We start from the raw sequence: 19,083 nt of genomic DNA, 5'->3' as shown, positions 1-19,083 counted from the left end.
TAAATTAGACTTCCATAATAATTGGGAGGATCATTGGTCTTCTTTTCGTTTTTTCAAACAAAAAGCGGCTTAACCCTTCTCTGACATTACTTTTTAGTGATGACCATTCATTGACGTTTTCACTTACACACTTCTTCAAAATGACACTAACCAATTCATTTGCATCTTCGAGTAATTTCTCTGATTCACGTACATATACAAATCCGCGAGAAATGATATTAGGCCCAGAAACAAATTCACCGGTTTTTTTATTAAGCGTTACGACCACTACCAAAATTCCATCTTGTGAAAGGAGTCGTCTGTCTCTAAGAACGATATTGCCTACATCTCCTACACCTAGACCATCAATCAGAACATTTCCAGATGGAACTTTTCCGGTCTTTCTTGCTTGTCCATTCGTAAACTCAACGACTTCGCCTTTATCAACTAAGAAGATATTTTCAGGTGCTGTCCCAGTATGAATCGCCAAATCCCGATGAGCATGCTGCATTCGGAATTCTCCATGTATCGGAACAAAATATTTGGGCTTCATAAGATTCAACATAAGCTTTAACTCTTCTTGACTACCGTGACCAGATGCATGTACCTTCGCTTGTCCATAAACAACTTCAGCACCAATGCGGTGTAATTTATCAATGATAGCCGAAACAGATCTTTCATTACCAGGAATCGCCGACGCAGCAATGATGACCGTATCGTATTCGGTAATCGAAATTTGACGATGAGCTCCTTTTGCCATCCTTGTTAAAGCGGACATTGGTTCACCTTGACTACCAGTCGTTAAAATCGTTAGCTGTTCATCTCGATATTTTCCAATTTGATCAACATCAATAAAAATATCTTTAGGAGCATCAATGTAACCCAATCTCGTTGCAATTGTGATAACTCGAACCATGCTTTTACCTACAACAACTAACTTTCGCTTCGCTCTTTCAGTTGCTTGAATGACTTGTTGAATCCGATGAACATTAGAAGCAAATGTAGTCACAATGATTCGCCCTTCTGTTTTTTCAAACACTTCTGAAATCCCTTGACCAACCTCTGTTTCTGATTTCGTCGTTCCAGGCGCTCAGCATTTGTGCTGTCTGATAATAAGCAAAGAACACCGCGCTCACCGATTGCTGCCATCTTGCCAATATCAGCTTGTTTGCCATCAACAGGTGTTTGATCAAATTTAAAATCACCTGTATGGACTACAGCTCCTTGGGATGTTTCAAAACAAATACCAACTGAATCAGGAATACTATGATTTGTACGGAAAAACGACACTTGTGTTGATCCTACCGTCAAACGGGAATTTGCATCAATTAAATGTAATGTAGTATGACGGAAGATACCTGCTTCTTTTAACTTTTCTTCAACTAGGCCAAGGGTTAATTTTGTTCCATATACTGGTACATTCACTTTTTTTAGTACGTACGATAAACCTCCGATGTGATCTTCATGACCATGTGTTAGGAAGATACCTTGTACACGCTCGGCATTTTCGACAAGGTAAGATACATCAGGGATAACAATATCAACACCTAACATGTCATCATCCGGAAACATTAATCCCGCATCAACAACCAAGATGTCATCATTAACTTCAACTACGTACATATTTTTGCCTATTTCACCGACTCCACCTAGGGCAAAAACACGTACTTTTTCAATATATTCTTTTGACAATGGACGTTCCTCCTACTAGTTAAACTGACTAACCGAAATGTTATGTTTGATTACCGCTCTCATCCTTGGCATAGATGATATCACTCGCTAAAATAACAGATGACCGTATTTTTACGATCTAATCCAACCCGAACAAATCAATTACATTTAGTATACCTTAATCATGAAATGAAAAACAAGACTCAACTTCCTCTCCTGGAAACCACGATCATTATTTCAATTTTTTACATATAAAAAATGACAAAAAAAGAGGTTACTTAAAAAGGGATGATCATTCCCTTTCCAGTAACCTCGATGCAATGGTCTTGCTTTTTACTAATTTACTTTATTTTTTACTTCAGACATTTGATCATGAGTTAATGGAATTAATGGTAGTCGTACAGAGCCGGTATCAATTCCTTTTAGTGATAAGGCATACTTAACGGCCGTTGGATTAGGAGCTAAGAACATGGCTTCATAGTTGGAAGAAGATGACGATGCATGTTAGCAGCTTTCTTCACATTCCCACTCTTGAACGCCTCGATCATCTCTTTCATTTCAGCACCAATGACGTGAGCTGCTACTGAAACAACTCCATCTGCTCCAATTGCTATAGCAGGAAGTGCATTTCCGTCATCACCTGTGTAAAGGCTAAACGTATCGTCTGTAGATGAAATAATTTTAGCCATCTGTTCTAGGTCCCCACTCGCTTCTTTTACCGAAACAATGTTAGGAATTTGAGATAACGCAATCGTTGTCTCAGCTTCAATTTGAACTCCCGTCCTCCCAGGAATATTGTAAAGCATAATTGGAAGATCTGTCGCTTCACTTATCTTTTTAAAATGCTCATACATTCCTTGTTGCGACGGCTTATTGTAATATGGCGCCACGAGCATAATACCATCTACACCAAGATCTTGTGCCTTTTTCGTTAGTTCAACTGAAGCTTGAGTATTATTGCTCCCCGTCCCTGCAATAATAGGAACTCTTTTGTTAGAATGCTGAACACACACATCAAAAAGCTCAAGTTTCTCTTTTGTTGTGAGTGTTGGAGATTCGCCAGTCGTCCCAGCTACAACTAACGCTTCCGTCCCATGATCTATCAAATAATCAATTAACTCTTTTGTTCTCTCAACATCTATAGAACCTTTTGGGGTAAAAGGTGTTACCATTGCGGTAACGATATGGCCAAAGTACATAACCTTCAGCTCCTTGTTTCGTATTTCTATGAAGTTTCTTCTTGCTGACCTACTTGTTCAAGTTGAAACATATGATGGAGTGCGTTTACTGCCTTAACCATATCTTGTTCTTTTACTAATACCCATATTGTTGTGTGAGAATCAGCTGATTGAAGTATTTGAATGTTTTGCTTTGACAAGGCACTAACAATTTTAGCAGTAACTCCAGGAACACCGCTCATTCCAGCTCCTACCGCTGACACTTTCGCACAGTTTCTCATCACTTCCGGTTCATAACCCATCTGATGTAAGATGCTAATAGCTTTGTCAGCGACATCCTCCATTACGGTATAACAGACACCTCGAAGGTTGATATTGATGAAATCAACACTAATTTCTTCCGTTGCCATTGCCTTAAACACTTTCTCTTGTAAATCATATTCGCCTTCTTTAGCATATACTTTTATCTGAGCAACTCCTGATAAATTAGCAATACCTGTGATCACTCGGTCTCTCACTGCTACTTGTGACTTTGCTGCCCTTGCTGTTACAATTGTACCTTCACTAGTAGAATAAGTAGAGCGCACACGGATCGGAATGTCTGCTTGCATCGCTACTTCAACCGCTCTTGGGTGAATGACTTTTGCGCCTTGATAAGCCATATTGCATACTTCTTCAAAAGACATGGCATCAAGGGCTCTAGCATCTTCAACGATTCTCGGATCTGCCGTCATGACCCCTTCTACATCAGTAAAAATATCAACCCATTCAGCTTTCACAGCTGCTCCTAGAGCGGTTGCAGATGTATCGCTTCCACCTCTACCTAACGTCGTTGTTTCACCTTCAAACGATTGACCTTGGAATCCAGCAACAACAACAACGTCATGAGTTTCTAGTTGTCTTATTAATTTGTCACACTTCATATCGATAATTTTCGCATGGGAAAAATCATCATTTGTTCTGAATCCTGCTTGAGCTCCTGTAAAAGCCGTGGATGTTATCCCCATACTTTGTAACAAATCGGTAAAAACAACAGATGAAATCACTTCCCCACATGATACTAGCAAATCTTGCTCGCGGTTAGGCAGTTGCTTTTGATTAATGAGTCCGAGTAATGTGTCCGTGGCGTAAGGCTCTCCTTTACGCCCCATTGCTGATACAACGACAATGACCTTGTATCCACCTTCAACAGCTTTTTTTACATGACTTGCTGCCATCGATCGGCTTTTGTCATCACGTACTGAAGTACCACCAAACTTTTGAACAATTATTTTCATACGACACCTACTTTAGATTTACGATAAAAGATTTAGTTTCACGAGACTTTCAGCAATCTGAACTGAATTCCACGCTGCACCTTTTAGTAGGTTATCCGAAACAATCCACATGTGATAGCCATTATCACGATCAAGGTCATGACGAATCCGTCCAACAAAAACATCATTTTTTCCTACACACTCTGATGCAAGTGGGTATACTTGATTTGCAGGGTCATCTTGTAATGTTACCCCCGGAGCTGTAGCAAGAAGATCCTTCAGTTCCGCAACAGTAGCTCCACCTTTTTCTGTTTCAATGTAAACAGACTCAGAATGACCTGTTTCAACAGGAAGACGAACGCAAGTAGCGGCTACTTCAAGATCTGCCATTTCCATGATCTTCTTTGTCTCGTTGATCATTTTCATTTCCTCAAACGTATATCCATTATCTTGGAAAAGGTCAATTTGTGGAATTGCATTAAAAGCAATTTGATAATGCTTTTTGTCCCCACCTACTGGTAAGATCTCAGGTGTAAATTCATTTCCTTCAAGAATATCTTTCGTTTGTTGCTTCATTTCTTCAATAGCTTCAAGTCCAGCTCCAGATACCGCTTGATAAGTTGAAACAACCACTTTGTTTAAACCATATTTTTCACGGATTGGCTCTAATGCAACAACCATTTGAATCGTTGAACAGTTAGGGTTTGCGATAATTCCGTTATGGTTTTTTAAAGCTTCTTCATTCACTTCTGGAACAACAAGAGGTACAGTTGGTCCATTCTAAATGCGCTCGTATTATCAACAACAATCGCACCACGTTTTACGGCTTCAGGTGCTAACGCTTTAGATACAGAGCCCCCCGCTGAGAATAAGGCAATTTGAACGCCTTCAAACGATTCAGGAGTTGCTTCTTCAACTGTGTATTCTTTCCCTTTAAAGGTTAAAACTTTCCCAGCAGAACGCTTTGAAGAAAGTAATTTTAAACTTGCAATAGGAAAATCTCTCTCCTCTAATCGTTTTTAACATTTGTTGACCTACAGCGCCCGTTGCGCCTACTACAGCTACATGGTAATTTGACATTTTCCGTTCTCCCCTCATCTAGTTACACATTTAATAGAGTTTTTTCACATAGATGGAATGATTATAGCATATCCAATCTAGTTTGTATCTGTTGCTTTTCTCTATTAAACTTTAAGGGAAATATTTCATTTGTGCAACCGCGTGAAATGCTTAATCTCTGAATTTTTCAATTAGTACAGGCTGATATTGCTTACCAGCTATGGCAGACTCAACCGTATCCGTTAATGCTTCCATTCTAGCCACTAACGAGTTTGGTTTCTTAATTGGATCATCTTGCCCGAACGGAATAAAATAGATATTTTTTGTTGCCATAAGTTTCATGATGTTGACACCATTAAGCCCTAATGCATCATTTGTAGAAATACCTAAGACGACTGGATTTCCGCTGCGTAATGTCGCTTTTGCAGCCATGAGAACAGGTCCATCTGTCATCGCATTTGCAAGTTTGCTCGTTGAGTTTCCTGTGATCGGAGCCATTACCATACAGTCTAGTGGTGTTTTCGGTCCAAACGGTTCTGCTTTTACAATCGTATCGACAATTTCTTCTTGTGTAATGTCTTCAATTCTCTTTAACCAATATGCGCTCGTTCCAAATTTCGTATCCGTTGTCTTTACATTCCCAGAAACAAAAGGAGTTACTTTTGCTCCTAATTTAAGAAGCTTTTCAATTTGAGGCATTACCTCCTCATACGTACAATGTGAGGCAGATATACCAAATCCTATATGCTTTCCTTCTAGTGACATCAGTCATCCTCCTCTACTTATCTGTCTGATTCGTTAACAATACCGCTAGCACATCAGCTAAAATTTGACCCGCTGTTTTCGGTGCGACAATTCCAGGTAAACCTGGAGCCAGTAACGCCTTCATTCCCCGCTTTTCTGCATAACGAAAGTCGGTCCCACCTGGTTTAGAGGCTAAGTCAATGATAAGTGTGTGAAGTGGCATTTCGGCTAAAACATTGGATGTGATAACTAGAGCTGGTATTGTATTGATACAAAGGTCAACGTCTTTTAATTCATTTTTCAAATCATTCGTGTGAAAGGCCTGTAAACCCATTTCTGTAATTCTAGCTAATTGTGAAGATTCATTGGCACCGACTTTCACATTAGCTCCTAATGCACTGAATGTTCTCGCCACAGACATTCCTACTCTTCCTAACCCAAGCACTGCTACTTTTGCCCGATGGATTGTAATATCCGTATGCTGAATGGCCATCATTACGGTTCCTTCGGCCGTCGGAATGGAATTGTAGATCGCTACATCATCTCTTTCCATGAGCTTCACTAACGAACGGTTGGCATCCTTCATACATTGATCAAGGTATTCATTACTAATCCCGGAATAAACAACACAATGTCGAGGCGTTTGCTTAAGTTGATCCGTTTTAAAGAAAAGAGATTCACTTGAAAACACCGTTTCAACTTTTCCTTCTAAGCTAGCACCACTAACCGGTAGCAAAATCGCATCAACTGTAGACCATTCAATATCTTCTAATGACTGTTTTGATGCACCAATAAAGCCATCATTCAATTGATCAAATCCAACCATTGAAATTTTGGCATCTAAAGTCGAAAGTTTTCTGATGATTTCGAGCTGTCGTGCATCTCCTCCAATAACAACTACGTGTTTATCTGTTAGCATCTGCTTTTGTTCTCCTTTCATCATGCATCTCATTCCAGTCGCTCGCCCAAAAGAATCTTTGCGACACCAAATGCATCTATTTTTTATGAGCAAAGGATGAACAGCAACGATTCACCATAGCATATGAACCTGATACTTAATAGGTGAATACCATTTTTTATTGCTATGACTCTGTTTTTCTACCCGTTTCTCTTATGTCCATTAAGTAAAAAAGAGTGCCTGAATAGGGCAAATAAACCCCGTTTCAGACACTCTAAAATACGAATACACAGACGAAGAGCCTTGAGAAAAATCTTTTTCTCTAAGGTAAATAAACTCCAAAAGTGATCTTTTATTCAAATTCTTCTAAGTTAATAATAATCATGTCCTCACCAATTTTTTTTACTTGATTCCAATAAACAGTCACTTCTCGATCTTTCTTTCCAAAACCAAACCATTTCATCGTAGGAATAATAAACGCCTCAATTTCACCTGTTTCTTCATTGACAAGTAAATCGGTTTGCCCTAAGATCCCGAGACGTTCTCCTTTTTGGTAATCAATGATTTCTTTGCTGCTAATTTCACTAAGTCTCATATTAACTCCCTCCTCGTCCCTCACTTGTAGTAACGTATGAACGACAACGCAAAAAAAGACCAGAGATATGGAAAATCTGGTCTTTGTTTTGTTTATTATTGTAAAGCTTCAGGTAATTTTCCTGTAGTATTAATCAAGGAAACAGAAGGTTTTTCTTTTAAAATCGAAGCTGCTAAATGGTTCACCTGTGTGAGGGTTACACTGTCAATTTCATGAACGATATCATCAAGAGTACGATGACGTTTTAATAATAGTTCATTTTTTCCATTTCGACTCATTCGACTATTGGTGCTTTCCAAGCTTAACATGAGACTTCCTTTAAGTTGTTCTTTTCCATTTCTTAATTCTTTTTCAGACATTCCTTTATCTGCTAAAGAAAATGTCGTTTCTTGGAGTGCTTTTGTTAAGTCCTCTAGTTGGTTATGCGCGGTTGCGGCATAGATCGTCAACATTCCACTATCCTGATACGATGTATGGTACGAAAATACAGAGTAACATAACCCTCTTTTTTCCCGAATTTCCTGGAATAAGCGACTACTCATACTTCCACCTAATAAGTTATTAAGTAAAACAAGAGCATAAACATCTTTTTCACCAATAGATAATCCTGGATAGCCTAAACATAAATGGGCCTGCTCCGTTTCCTTTTTACGAACAAGCGAATGGGCAAAGAAAGTTGGTTTCTCATCTTTATGCTCATATGTTGTGCGTTCTACTTTAGAAAACGTTTCTTTTAGTTGCTCAATCACTTCATCTGTCAGGTTACCCGCAACGGAAATAACGACATGATCTCCCGTGTAAAATCTTGACATATAGTCTCGTAAGGAATCTCCATTGAACGTCTCTAACGTATCAACTGTTCCTAAAATTGGATAGCCAAGTGAATGTTTTTGATAGGTTGCTTCACTTAACATGTCATGAACGATATCATCTGGTGTATCATCAACCATTTTTATTTCTTCAAATACGACATTTTTTTCTTTTTTAAGTTCGTTTTCATCAAATACCGAATTGAAGAACATATCTGCAAGTACATCCACTGCAAGCCCGGCATGATCATCTAATACTTTTGCGTAATAACACGTATACTCTTTTGAGGTGAAAGCATTAACTTGCCCTCCAATTCGATCAAAAGACTCAGCAATTTCAGCAGCTGTTCTCGTTGTTGTTCCTTTAAAGAACATATGCTCTAAAAAGTGTGAAATTCCATTCTCTTCTTTTGTTTCAAAGCGTGAACCTGTTCCAATCCATACACCTATTGATACAGAACGCACTGAAGATATATGCTCTGTTAATATTCGAACTCCATTGTCTAACTCAATTCTATTAACCAATCTTAATCCCCCTTATTTTCATCAAGGGTTACACCTAACGTAACTCGATCTTCCGATAAAACATCTGAAACCGTTCCAATCTTAAATCCTTTTTCTTGTATCCCAATAATTAAGTCTTCTAGACCTTCGGCTGTAGGCTCAGTAGGGTGCATTAATATCATTGCCCCATTATGGACTTTCGATAACACTCGATTCACCATTTCAGTCGGGTTAGGCTTACGCCAATCAACCGTGTCGACAGACCATAAGACTGTTTTCATTCCTTGTTTATGAGCTTGTTCTACCACCGTTTGATTATAGCTACCACTCGGAGGGGCAAACCAGTTAGGTGTAACTTCAATTGTAGCTTCTATGACTGAATTTGTTTTTTGTATTTCTTCATCAATTCTTCCAATTGTTAGTTTGTTCATATCAGGATGCGAATACGCATGATTTCCGATCTCATGTCCTTCTTCCACAAGCATTTTAGCTAGACTCGGATTGTTTTTTACCCATGAACCGTCTAAAAAAAACGTTGTATGTAGGTCATGTTCTTTTAATGTTTTAAGCATATCTGGTAAATATTCATTCCCCCACGCCACATTAACTAAGAACGTAACAACAGGCTTATTTTCATTGCCTTTATAAATAGGCGATGGTGGAAGGTCATCTAAATGTACATTTGGACTCGTTTCTTTAAAGACTAACCGATCTTCATCAAACATATCAAGCTTCTTCATCTTATCATATGAAGCTTCCACGTCAACTTCTAGCCCATTATATCCTGGGACAGCTTTCCAAACCTTATCAACTCTTGCATCAATAGCCGGTTCCGAATACGATTCAGACCGAGCAACAATTTCATCATATAGCGCATCTTGTTCTTTTAAGACCATTTGACTTTCTTGTTTTAATTCAGTTATATAGTTCAACGAAAATGGATTTTGTACAGCTCCAACCGATAGGATGACAATGATACAAAATACGCCAACATGAATTATCTTTTTCTTCATCACCAGTCCCCCCTCCTCTAGTGCGATTGTATGCGAGAGTAGGACAGGTTAGAACGCAAAAGGAGACAAGGTCAGATCCCCCAGTCTCCTTTTTCTTTATATCATTACTTTTGAGCTTGTTGTTTGCGTTCTTTCTCTTCTTTCAGGATGACTTTTCTTGAAAGGTTTACTCTTCCTTGATTATCAATCTCTGTTACACGGACAAGAATTTCATCGCCAAGTTTAACAACATCCTCAACTTTTTCAACTCGCTCTTCCGCTAATTGAGAAATATGAACCAAGCCATCTTTACCTTTGAAAAGTTCAACAAATGCTCCGAATTTTTCGACTCGCTTTACTTTTCCTAAGTATGTTTGACCCACTTCTACTTCACGAACGATATCTTCAATAATCGAACGAGCTTTTTCATTCATTTGTGCCTCTACAGACGAAATGTATACCGTTCCATCTTGCTCTATGTCAATTTTCACGCCAGTTTCTTCAATGATTTTATTAATCATTTTTCCACTTGGCCCGATAACATCACGAATCTTATCTGGATTGATTTTCATCGTCATGATTTTAGGGGCATACGTTGATAGTTCTGTACGATATTCACCAATTGCAGAAAGCATGTTATCAAGAATAACCATACGGCCTCTTTTAGCCTGAGCAAGAGCTTCAACTAAAATTTCACGATTAATACCTGAAATTTTAATATCCATTTGCAATGCCGTAATCCCATCACGAGTACCAGCAACTTTAAAGTCCATATCTCCTAGTGCATCTTCCATTCCTTGAATATCCGTTAAAACAGAAACATGCTCATCTTGTTTAACAAGTCCCATTGCGATACCAGCTACAGGTGCTTTAATTGGTACTCCTGCATCCATCATAGCCAACGTACTCGCACAAATACTTGCTTGAGACGTTGAACCATTTGACTCTAGTACTTCAGATACAAGTCTAACGGTATATGGAAACTCGTTCTCATTTGGAATAACTGGTTCAAGTGCACGTTCCCCTAACGCTCCATGTCCTATTTCACGACGTCCTGGTCCACGGATTGGGCCCGTTTCACCAACACTAAATTGTGGGAAATTGTAATGATGCATAAAGCGTTTTGATTCTTCAATGCCAAGACCATCCAGAATTTGAACATCTCCTAATGCACCAAGTGTACAAATACTCAATGCTTGTGTTTGTCCACGAGTGAACAAACCTGAGCCATGTGTTCGTGGCAGAAGGCCAACTTGAGAAGCAAGCGGACGAATTTCATCCACTTTCCGTCCATCTGGACGAACTTTGTCAACAGTAATTAAACGGCGAACTTCTTCTTTTACAATCTTATGTAAAACTTCTTTGACATCGCCTAAGTCAACATCTTCGCGCTCTTCAAAAGAGCTAACCGTTTTATCCTTTACTACATCAATGGCTTCCGCTCTCGCATGCTTTTCTTGTACTTGAACAGCTTCTTTTAATTCAGCTTCTGCTAGTTGGCGAACTTCTTGTTCTAAATCAGCATCAACTTGCTTTAGTTTCACTTCTGACTTTTCTTTTCCAACTGCTTCTGCAATTTTTTCTTGGAAGGCAATTAATTTCTTAATCTCTTCATGTCCAAACATAATGGCTTCTAGCATCGCTTCTTCTGTCACTTCTGATGCTCCAGCTTCAACCATGTTGATCGCATCTTTCGTTCCAGCAACAACAAGGTCGATGTCACTTTGCTCAAGTTGTTCTGAAGTCGGGTTGATGACGAATTTGTCATCTAAACGTCCAACCGTTACACCAGCAATCGGACCATCAAATGGAATATCAGAAACACAAAGGGCAAGTGATGATCCAATCATCGCAGCCATTTCAGAAGATGCGTTTTGATCTGAACTCATTACAATACTAATGACTTGCACTTCATTTCTAAATCCATCAGGAAAAAGTGGTCTAATTGGACGGTCAATTAAACGGCTAGTTAATATAGCTCTCTCACTAGGACGACCTTCTCTTTTAATAAAGCCCCCAGGAATTTTCCCTGCAGCATATAGACGCTCCTCATAGTTCACAGTTAGAGGAAAGAAATTTAAATCCTTTGGTTCTTTTGAAGCAGTAGCTGTTGATAGAACTGCCGTATCACCATATCGAACGAGAACAGCACCATTAGCTTGTTTAGCTAATTGACCTGTCTCAACAGTCAGCTCTCTACCAGCCCACTCCATTGAAAATACTTGTTTCGTTTGATCCATTTCGCGTACTCCTCTCGTACACCATTATTAATCCAGCTTCATTTATTATTACCAATTCCTTAAGAAACTAAAAGATTTTATAAAATTGGTTAATATTAGTTTAATTACCAATGTAAATTAATCAAGAAAAAAGCGGGATAGATTCCCGCTTTCATCACAATTATCGGCGTAAACCAAGCTTATCAACTAGGTTACGGTAACGTGTAACATCCTTATTACGTAGGTATGTTAACAAATTACGACGTTGACCTACCATTTTAAGAAGACCACGACGTGAATGGTGATCCTTCTTATGAGTACGTAAATGCTCATTTAATGTGTTGATTTGCTCTGTAAGGATAGCAACTTGAACCTCTGGAGAACCAGTGTCCGTGTCATGCGTTTTGAATTCAGAAATTAATTCATTTTTACGCTCTTGTGTTAAAGCCATCCTATTCACCTCCCTTTTTTTATCTCCTATTCCCTAGCAAACGTCGGTGACTCGATCTGCCAAGAAACGGATTTGTACATATAGTACAAACAATACTATACCTTTTTTATGATAGAATTGCAAGTATTCCTGATTATTAATGATTGTTTTCAAATACTTTGTTGTTTTTATCTCTCAACTTCGTTCACAATCGTTTCATAGCAAGAAGTAAGAGTATTCATTCATTACCTATTTTTGAAGAAGGTAGTGGGTTAATAGACCTTTGTTTGTAACAAGGAAATCGCTGTCTCTTTATCTCGTTGAATTTGCTCTATTAATTGTTCAACTCCATTAAACTTTTTCTCGGATCGAATTCGAGAAATCCACTGCAATTCTACTTCCTTGCCGTAAATATCTTGATCAAAAGCAAATAAGTGTACTTCAATTGTAGGGTCTGCCTCATTTTCTTGATGGAAAGTAGGTTTGTACCCGACATTACATACGCCATCGTATTGTGTTTCATTTACGGTCAATTTGACAGCATAAACACCTGTTTTAGGAATGATGTAACGATCATTTGGTTTTATATTAGCTGTTGGGAAACCAATTGTCCTCCCTCTTTTCTCACCATCGACAACAGTTCCCATAAGCGTGTACTCTGAACCAAGGAGAGAGACCACGTCCCAAACGGCTCCTTGTTGAAGAAGTTCTCTAATTTTTGTAGAGCTAACTTTTTCATTATTCATTTCAAACTTCTCTACGGTTGTTGAATGAAGGCGATTGCGTGCATGAAAGGGTAAAGTTTCCATCGTACCTTTTCCTAAAGCTCCATACGTGAAATCAAAACCTGCAACGACATGTACAACATGTAGACCAATTAGGTAATCATCAACAAATTGCTGTGGTGTTAAACTAGCAAATTCCAAACTAAACTCCACAACAAAAAGAGTATCAACCCCTAATTTTTCAATCTTTTTTATTTTCTCAGACAACGGAGTGATATAATTCATTTCCGTATTTCTTAATACTTCTTTAGGATGAGGGTGAAACGTCATTACGGAAGTTGACGTGTTTAATTTATTTGCTATTTCTATCGCGTTCTTAATGACTTTTTGATGCCCAATATGTACACCGTCAAAATAGCCTAAAGCCATTACTGTTTTTTCATGCTTTAACGTTGTTCCATCAATAGGATGTTTCAAGTATATGGTATCCATTGGAGAATCCCCTTTTCACTGCCAATATGTTTACGTTGACTCGCCGGTCCAGAACATTTTCTCTGGTTTAACGAGTCCTTCTTTTGTAGGATGGCGCTTATACACAGCTAAACACTCCCCTTTTTCATTATAAACGGTAAACCGTAATTGATCTAATCCTTTCTTTATCTCTAACACCGAACCATTTTTTATTTGCTGTTCCGTTTCCTGATCAACGGTCGTTTTCGGTAATTCAAATAATGCCGTATCAAATGGAATTAACAGTGAATCAAGAGTCCCATTTTTCTCATAATCTTCTAGTTGTTCAAATGTATAACTCTCTTCAAGCTTATACGGTCCTGAAGCAGTACGAACTAAATCAGACATATGTGCAGGAAATCCTAGTTTTTTTCCTATATCGACAGCTAGAGTTCTTACATAAGTCCCTTTACTACAATGAACTTGAAAACGAAATGAGGCCGTATCGTTTTGATATATTACATCAGACAAAAGTTCTAACGAATGAATCGTTACATTTCTTTGGGGGCGATCAACCTGTTTCCCTTCTCTTGCATATTCATACAATTTTTTTCCTTTTATTTTTACAGCAGAATACATGGGAGGTACTTGAGTAATTTCTCCTTGAAACGAATTAAGTAGATCAGTGATTTCATTGTTTGTCCATTTTGTTGCAACTGGCTTTGACTCGACAACCTCTCCACTTTTATCTTCTGTAGTAGTCGAATAGCCGATGGTTACTTCGCCTTTATATTCTTTTGAGGACCCTGACATGTACTCAACTACTTTTGTTGCCTTGCCAATGCAAATGGGCAATACTCCATTAACATCAGGATCTAGTGTGCCGGTATGGCCAACTTTTTTTGTTTGAAACAAGCGACGAACTTTCATCACACAATCATGTGATGTCATTCCTCTTGGCTTATGTAAAATTAAAATTCCGTTCGGGTTCATCATATCCTCCATAATCGATGTTTTTTGTTTTTAGTTTAACCACATATCAAAAAGGTAGAAGAGCTATTGCCCTTCTACCGTTATATTATCGTTGATTTTTATTAAGGTCTTGAAGAAGTGTTTCAATTCGATTTCCGTATTCAATGGATTCATCGAATTCAAAGAAAATATCTGGTGTTTTACGTAAGCGAATTCGCTTGCCAATTTCCGAACGGATAAACCCTTTTGCTTTTGATAAAGCTTGGAGCGTCGCTTCTTTTTGTTCGTCACTTCCAAGAACTGTAATAAATACCTTTGCTTGCTGTAGATCTCCTGTCACATCAACACCAGTGACCGTTACAAAGCTTACACGAGGATCTTTTAGTTCACGCATAATAATATCACTTAGTTCTTTTTTCATTTGTTCACCGACACGGTGTGCACGAACATTACTCATAACTTTCACCTCTGTCCTTTACATTAGAGCCATTCATAATCGGTAACTGTCCGTTCTGCGTTTGGATCGCCGTCAATGAGACTAAGTGCTTTTTGCAACTCGCGCTCACATACAGCACGATCATTCGAGACAGTTACCATCGTTAGTTCAGCCCGCTGCCAAACATCATGATGATCTGTTTCAGCAACAGAAAGGTTAAATCGCTGCTTTAATCGTGTTTGAATACTTTTTAAAACAGAGCGTTTTTCTTTCAGTGATTGAGCATCATAAATGAGAAGTTCTAGGCGAACAAACCCGATGATCATTTACGCTCAATTTCTTCCATGACATATGCTTCAATAATGTCGCCTTCTTTAATGTCGTTATAGTTTTCAAGCGTGATACCACACTCGTAACCAGCAGCAACTTCTTTTGCATCGTCTTTAAAACGTTTTAAAGCATTGATTGAACCCTCATATACCACAATTCCGTCACGAATAAGACGAACAGTCGAATCTCTTGTTACTTTTCCGTCTGTAACATAAGCACCGGCAATCGTTCCTACTTTAGAAACTTTAAACGTTGTACGAACTTCCACTTGACCGATCACTTTTTCTTCAAATTCAGGGTCAAGCATTCCTTTCATTGCTGCTTCAATCTCATCAATCGCATTATAAATAACGCGGTGAAGACGAATATCTACTTTCTCCGCTTCAGCAGTACGTTTAGCATTCACATCTGGACGAACGTTAAATCCGATAACGATCGCATTTGAAGCTGATGCAAGCATAACATCATATTCAGTAATAGCACCAACACCCGTATGGATGATGTTTACCTTTACCCCTTCAACGTCAATTTTCTCTAAAGAACCGCGCATCGCTTCAGTAGAACCTTGAACGTCAGCTTTAATAATAATGTTAATATCTTTTACTTCCCCTTGCTGAATTTGGTTAAAGAGATCATCTAAGCTTACTTTAGAGTTCTCTGCAAGATTCTCTTCACGTTGACGTGACATGCGAGCTTCTCCAATTTGACGCGCTTTTTTCTCATCAGCAAAAGCTTGGAATTGATCACCCGCAAGAGGGACTTCGTTAAGACCCGTGATCTCGACCGGAGTCGATGGACCAACCTCTTTCACACGGCGACCTAGATCATTTACCATTGCACGAACACGACCAAATGCAGAACCTACAACAATTGGATCTCCAACTTTTAATGTTCCACTTTGAACAAGTAGCGTTGCTACTGCTCCGCGTCCTTTATCAAGCTCTGCTTCAATGACTGTACCTTTTGCTAACTTATCCGGATTTGCTTTTAATTCTTCTACTTCTGCAACTAAAAGAATCATTTCAAGCAGTTCATCAATTCCCGTTTGAGCAAGAGCAGAAACATTTACGAAAATCGTATCTCCTCCCCATGCTTCAGGGACTAATTCAAATTCTGTTAATTCCTGCATAACACGGTCAGGATTAGCAGCTTCTTTATCAATTTTATTTACCGCTACAATAATAGGTACACCTGCTGCTTTTGCATGGCTAATTGCTTCTTTTGTTTGAGGCATTACACCGTCATCTGCAGCGACCACCAAAATGGTAATATCAGTTACTTGCGCTCCACGAGCACGCATCGTTGTAAAAGCAGCGTGACCAGGTGTATCCAGGAATGTAATTTTCTTCCCACCTGATTCAATTTGATAAGCACCAATATGTTGTGTGATACCGCCTGCTTCTCCCTCTGTCACTTTTGTATGACGAATAGAGTCAAGCAATGTTGTCTTCCCATGGTCAACGTGCCCCATAATTGTTACAACTGGTGGTCTCTCTTGTAAGTCTTCCTCTGAATCGGCATCAACATAACTTTCGAAGTCCATTTCATCAATGACAATTTCTTCCTCAACTTCAACCCCATAATCACCTGCAATGAGCTCAATCGTATCTTTGTCTAACTCCTGATTTATCGTAGCCATTACACCAAGGGCCATTAACTTTTTAATGATTTCAGATGGTTCTTTATGTAGCTCTTTTGCCATCTCGCCTACAGTAAGTGAACCGCTAAATGTAATTTTATCTGGTAATGGTTTTGGCTTTGGTGGCTCTTGACGTTGTTGTTGTCCACCACCACGTTTATTTTGTTTGTTGCCACGGTTTTGTTGATTTTTATTATTGGAAGGTTTCGATTGGTTGTTACGATTTCCCACGTTTTTAGACTGTCCCTGACGGTTGCCACTTTTATCATTGCTTTTTTGTGCAGGAGCTGCTGGAGCTTTTGCTTCCGCTTTTTTACCTTGAAGTACTTCCATCATTTTATCGTCTAAAACAGACATATGATTCGTAACGGCAAACCCTGACTCTTTTAACTGATCAATGATGACTTTACTTGCAACGTCCTTTTCTTTTGCATATTCATATATTCGCATTTTTTTCATGTACTTACCTCCACAATCATTGGTCGAGTAATGCGGTCATTTTCTTTGCAAATCCATCATCCATTACTCCAATGACGACTCTCTCCGCTTTTCCGATCGCTTGCCCAAGCGTTGCTCGATCAGACGTAATTCGTACCGGAATATTGTAATGGCCGCATTTGTCCAATACCTTTTTCTTTGTTTGTTCTGCAGCATCAGAAGACAATATCACCAATTTAACTGATTTTCTTCTAACTTCCTTAAGAACGAGCTCTTCCCCAGTAACAAGTTTTCTGGCTCGTGCTGCTAACCCGAGTAACGATATCCACTTTGCCATCATTTACGACTTCTCTTACTTGCTTCGTGAAGAGCATCATAAAGATCTGGATCTACCTTCACTTGTAAGTGTCTTGATAGTACATCCTTCTTTTTCGCTAACTCGAAGCTTTCGTCATCATTACTTATATAAGCCCCTCGTCCATTCTTTTTTCCTGTAAGGTCAATCGAAACCTCTCCCTCAGGAGAACGGACAATTCGTATTAGTTCTTTTTTGGGCTTCATCTCATTAGAGACTACACATTTTCGAAGAGGAACTTTACGTTGGTTCACTGGCTCCATCTCCTTGCTTTATTCTTGTTCATCTGGAACGAACGTTACTTCTTCATTCCCAAAAGGCACAAGCTCTTCTTCTTCATCTAATAACCCTAATTCTCGTGCATCTGATTCACTTTTGATATCAATTTTCCAACCAGTTAGCTTCGCAGCCAATCTTGCATTTTGTCCACGTTTGCCAATAGCCAGAGAAAGTTGGTAATCTGGAACAATGACTTGAGTCATTTTTTCTTCCTCATTAACATTCACTTTTAATACCTTAGATGGACTAAGCGCATTTGCAACATATTCGACAGGATCTTCAGACCAACGAACGATATCAATTTTTTCACCTTTTAGTTCATTGACAATCGTTTGTACCCTTTGACCTCTTGGACCAACGCACGCACCCACAGGGTCAACTTCTGGGTTATCTACATGAACAGCAATTTTAGAACGATCGCCCGCTTCACGAGATACTGATTTGATTTCCACTGTACCGTCATAAATTTCAGGGACTTCTAGTTCAAACAGTCTTTTTAAAAGACCTGGATGAGTTCGAGAAATTAAAATTTGTGGACCTTTGGTTGTTTTTTCTACTTTTGTAATGTAGGCTTTAATACGATCATTATGCTTGTATGATTCATTTGGCATCTGTTCGCTTAATGGTAAAAGGGCTTCTACCTTTCCGAGGTCTACGTAAATAAATCGGTGGTCTTGGCGTTGAACAATCCCCGTCATAATATCTTCTTCGCGGTCAATGAAATCAGAGTAAATAATGCCTCGCTCCGCTTCACGTACACGTTGCGTAACAACCTGTTTTGCAGTTTGAGCAGCAATACGACCAAAATCTTTTGGTGTCACTTCAATTTCTACAACATCGTCGACTTCATAGCTAGGATTTAATTTTTGCGCCTCATCTAATGAAATTTCAAGCCTTGCATCAAACACTTCTTCCACAACTGTCTTTCTTGCAAATACACGAATTCGACCATTATCGCGGTTCACATCAACACGAACGTTTTGTACTTGATTGAAATTTCGTTTATATCCTGAAATGAGGGCAGCTTCAATCGCCTCAATAATTACTTCTTTTTTAATGCCTTTTTCTCTTTCTAACGTTGCTAATGCATCCATAAAATCACTATTCATGGATTGTATTTCCCCC

Annotated in this window: 16 protein-coding genes and 3 pseudogenes; all 19 read right to left on the bottom strand. The window is 38.8% G+C overall.

The genetic code is table 11. The features are described from left to right. Positions 1–4 precede the first annotated feature (4 nt). The 19 genes and pseudogenes from JCM9140_RS01020 to nusA all read right to left on the bottom strand — a co-directional run bounded on the left by JCM9140_RS01020 (position 5) and on the right by nusA (position 19,067). Positions 5–1,671 (bottom strand): annotated as a pseudogene (locus JCM9140_RS01020) (ribonuclease J). A 315-nt stretch (positions 1,672–1,986) separates the two neighbouring features. Further along, a pseudogene (dapA, locus tag JCM9140_RS01015) lies at positions 1,987–2,849 on the bottom strand (4-hydroxy-tetrahydrodipicolinate synthase). A 26-nt stretch (positions 2,850–2,875) separates the two neighbouring features. After that, complete coding sequence (gene dapG, locus JCM9140_RS01010) at positions 2,876–4,105, bottom strand: aspartate kinase (RefSeq protein ID WP_034741075.1); 1,230 nt, start codon at positions 4,103–4,105, stop codon at positions 2,876–2,878. Between the two features lie 18 nt (positions 4,106–4,123). Then, positions 4,124–5,164 (bottom strand): annotated as a pseudogene (asd, locus tag JCM9140_RS01005) (aspartate-semialdehyde dehydrogenase). A gap of 150 nt (positions 5,165–5,314) precedes the next feature. Then, the gene (locus JCM9140_RS01000) at positions 5,315–5,908 is read right to left on the bottom strand and encodes a dipicolinate synthase subunit B (protein ID WP_034741073.1); all 594 of its coding nucleotides are present in this window, start codon (positions 5,906–5,908) and stop codon (positions 5,315–5,317) included. A gap of 13 nt (positions 5,909–5,921) precedes the next feature. Continuing rightward, a complete protein-coding gene (gene dpaA, locus JCM9140_RS00995) occupies positions 5,922–6,806 on the bottom strand; it encodes a dipicolinic acid synthetase subunit A (protein ID WP_156314697.1) in 885 nt (294 codons plus the stop codon). Positions 6,807–7,137: 331 nt separating this feature from the next. Further along, positions 7,138–7,380: a YlmC/YmxH family sporulation protein gene (locus JCM9140_RS00990; RefSeq protein ID WP_034741068.1), complete on the bottom strand. Its 243-nt coding sequence runs from the start codon at positions 7,378–7,380 to the stop codon at positions 7,138–7,140. A gap of 95 nt (positions 7,381–7,475) precedes the next feature. Continuing rightward, positions 7,476–8,714: a M16 family metallopeptidase gene (locus JCM9140_RS00985; protein WP_034741065.1), complete on the bottom strand. Its 1,239-nt coding sequence runs from the start codon at positions 8,712–8,714 to the stop codon at positions 7,476–7,478. A gap of 2 nt (positions 8,715–8,716) precedes the next feature. Then, a complete protein-coding gene (locus JCM9140_RS00980) occupies positions 8,717–9,706 on the bottom strand; it encodes a polysaccharide deacetylase family protein (RefSeq protein ID WP_034741062.1) in 990 nt (329 codons plus the stop codon). 104 nt (positions 9,707–9,810) lie between these two features. After that, a complete protein-coding gene (pnp, locus tag JCM9140_RS00975) occupies positions 9,811–11,925 on the bottom strand; it encodes a polyribonucleotide nucleotidyltransferase (protein WP_034741059.1) in 2,115 nt (704 codons plus the stop codon). A 160-nt stretch (positions 11,926–12,085) separates the two neighbouring features. After that, positions 12,086–12,355, bottom strand: a complete 270-nt coding sequence (rpsO, locus tag JCM9140_RS00970) for a 30S ribosomal protein S15 (protein WP_034629550.1) — start codon at positions 12,353–12,355, stop codon at positions 12,086–12,088. 251 nt (positions 12,356–12,606) lie between these two features. Beyond that, the gene (ribF, locus tag JCM9140_RS00965) at positions 12,607–13,551 is read right to left on the bottom strand and encodes a bifunctional riboflavin kinase/FAD synthetase (RefSeq protein ID WP_034741056.1); all 945 of its coding nucleotides are present in this window, start codon (positions 13,549–13,551) and stop codon (positions 12,607–12,609) included. 30 nt (positions 13,552–13,581) lie between these two features. After that, complete coding sequence (gene truB, locus JCM9140_RS00960; protein ID WP_034741052.1) at positions 13,582–14,502, bottom strand: tRNA pseudouridine(55) synthase TruB; 921 nt, start codon at positions 14,500–14,502, stop codon at positions 13,582–13,584. 85 nt (positions 14,503–14,587) lie between these two features. Next, a complete protein-coding gene (rbfA, locus tag JCM9140_RS00955) occupies positions 14,588–14,938 on the bottom strand; it encodes a 30S ribosome-binding factor RbfA (protein ID WP_034741049.1) in 351 nt (116 codons plus the stop codon). Between the two features lie 23 nt (positions 14,939–14,961). Further along, positions 14,962–15,243: a DUF503 domain-containing protein gene (locus JCM9140_RS00950; RefSeq protein WP_173585927.1), complete on the bottom strand. Its 282-nt coding sequence runs from the start codon at positions 15,241–15,243 to the stop codon at positions 14,962–14,964. Continuing rightward, on the bottom strand, positions 15,240–17,345 hold the full coding sequence (gene infB / locus JCM9140_RS00945) for a translation initiation factor IF-2 (RefSeq protein ID WP_034741046.1): 2,106 nt from the start codon (positions 17,343–17,345) through the stop codon (positions 15,240–15,242). The genes JCM9140_RS00950 and infB overlap by 4 nt, the downstream gene beginning before the upstream one ends. Before the next feature lie 16 nt (positions 17,346–17,361). Next, the gene (locus tag JCM9140_RS00940; RefSeq protein ID WP_034741043.1) at positions 17,362–17,664 is read right to left on the bottom strand and encodes a YlxQ family RNA-binding protein; all 303 of its coding nucleotides are present in this window, start codon (positions 17,662–17,664) and stop codon (positions 17,362–17,364) included. Then, positions 17,661–17,933, bottom strand: a complete 273-nt coding sequence (gene rnpM, locus JCM9140_RS00935) for an RNase P modulator RnpM (protein WP_166485441.1) — start codon at positions 17,931–17,933, stop codon at positions 17,661–17,663. Before rnpM ends, JCM9140_RS00940 begins: the two co-directional genes overlap by 4 nt. A gap of 18 nt (positions 17,934–17,951) precedes the next feature. Continuing rightward, entirely contained in the window at positions 17,952–19,067 is a 1,116-nt protein-coding gene (nusA, locus tag JCM9140_RS00930; protein WP_034741037.1) for a transcription termination factor NusA, read from the bottom strand. Positions 19,068–19,083: the final 16 nt, after the last annotated feature.

Origin of the sequence: Halalkalibacter wakoensis JCM 9140 (assembly GCF_000513095.1) — a bacterium.
Classification (GTDB): domain Bacteria; phylum Bacillota; class Bacilli; order Bacillales; family Bacillaceae_D; genus Halalkalibacter; species Halalkalibacter wakoensis.
Note: the sequence above shows the minus strand (reverse complement) of the source record. Positions and strands in the feature narration are given on the sequence as shown.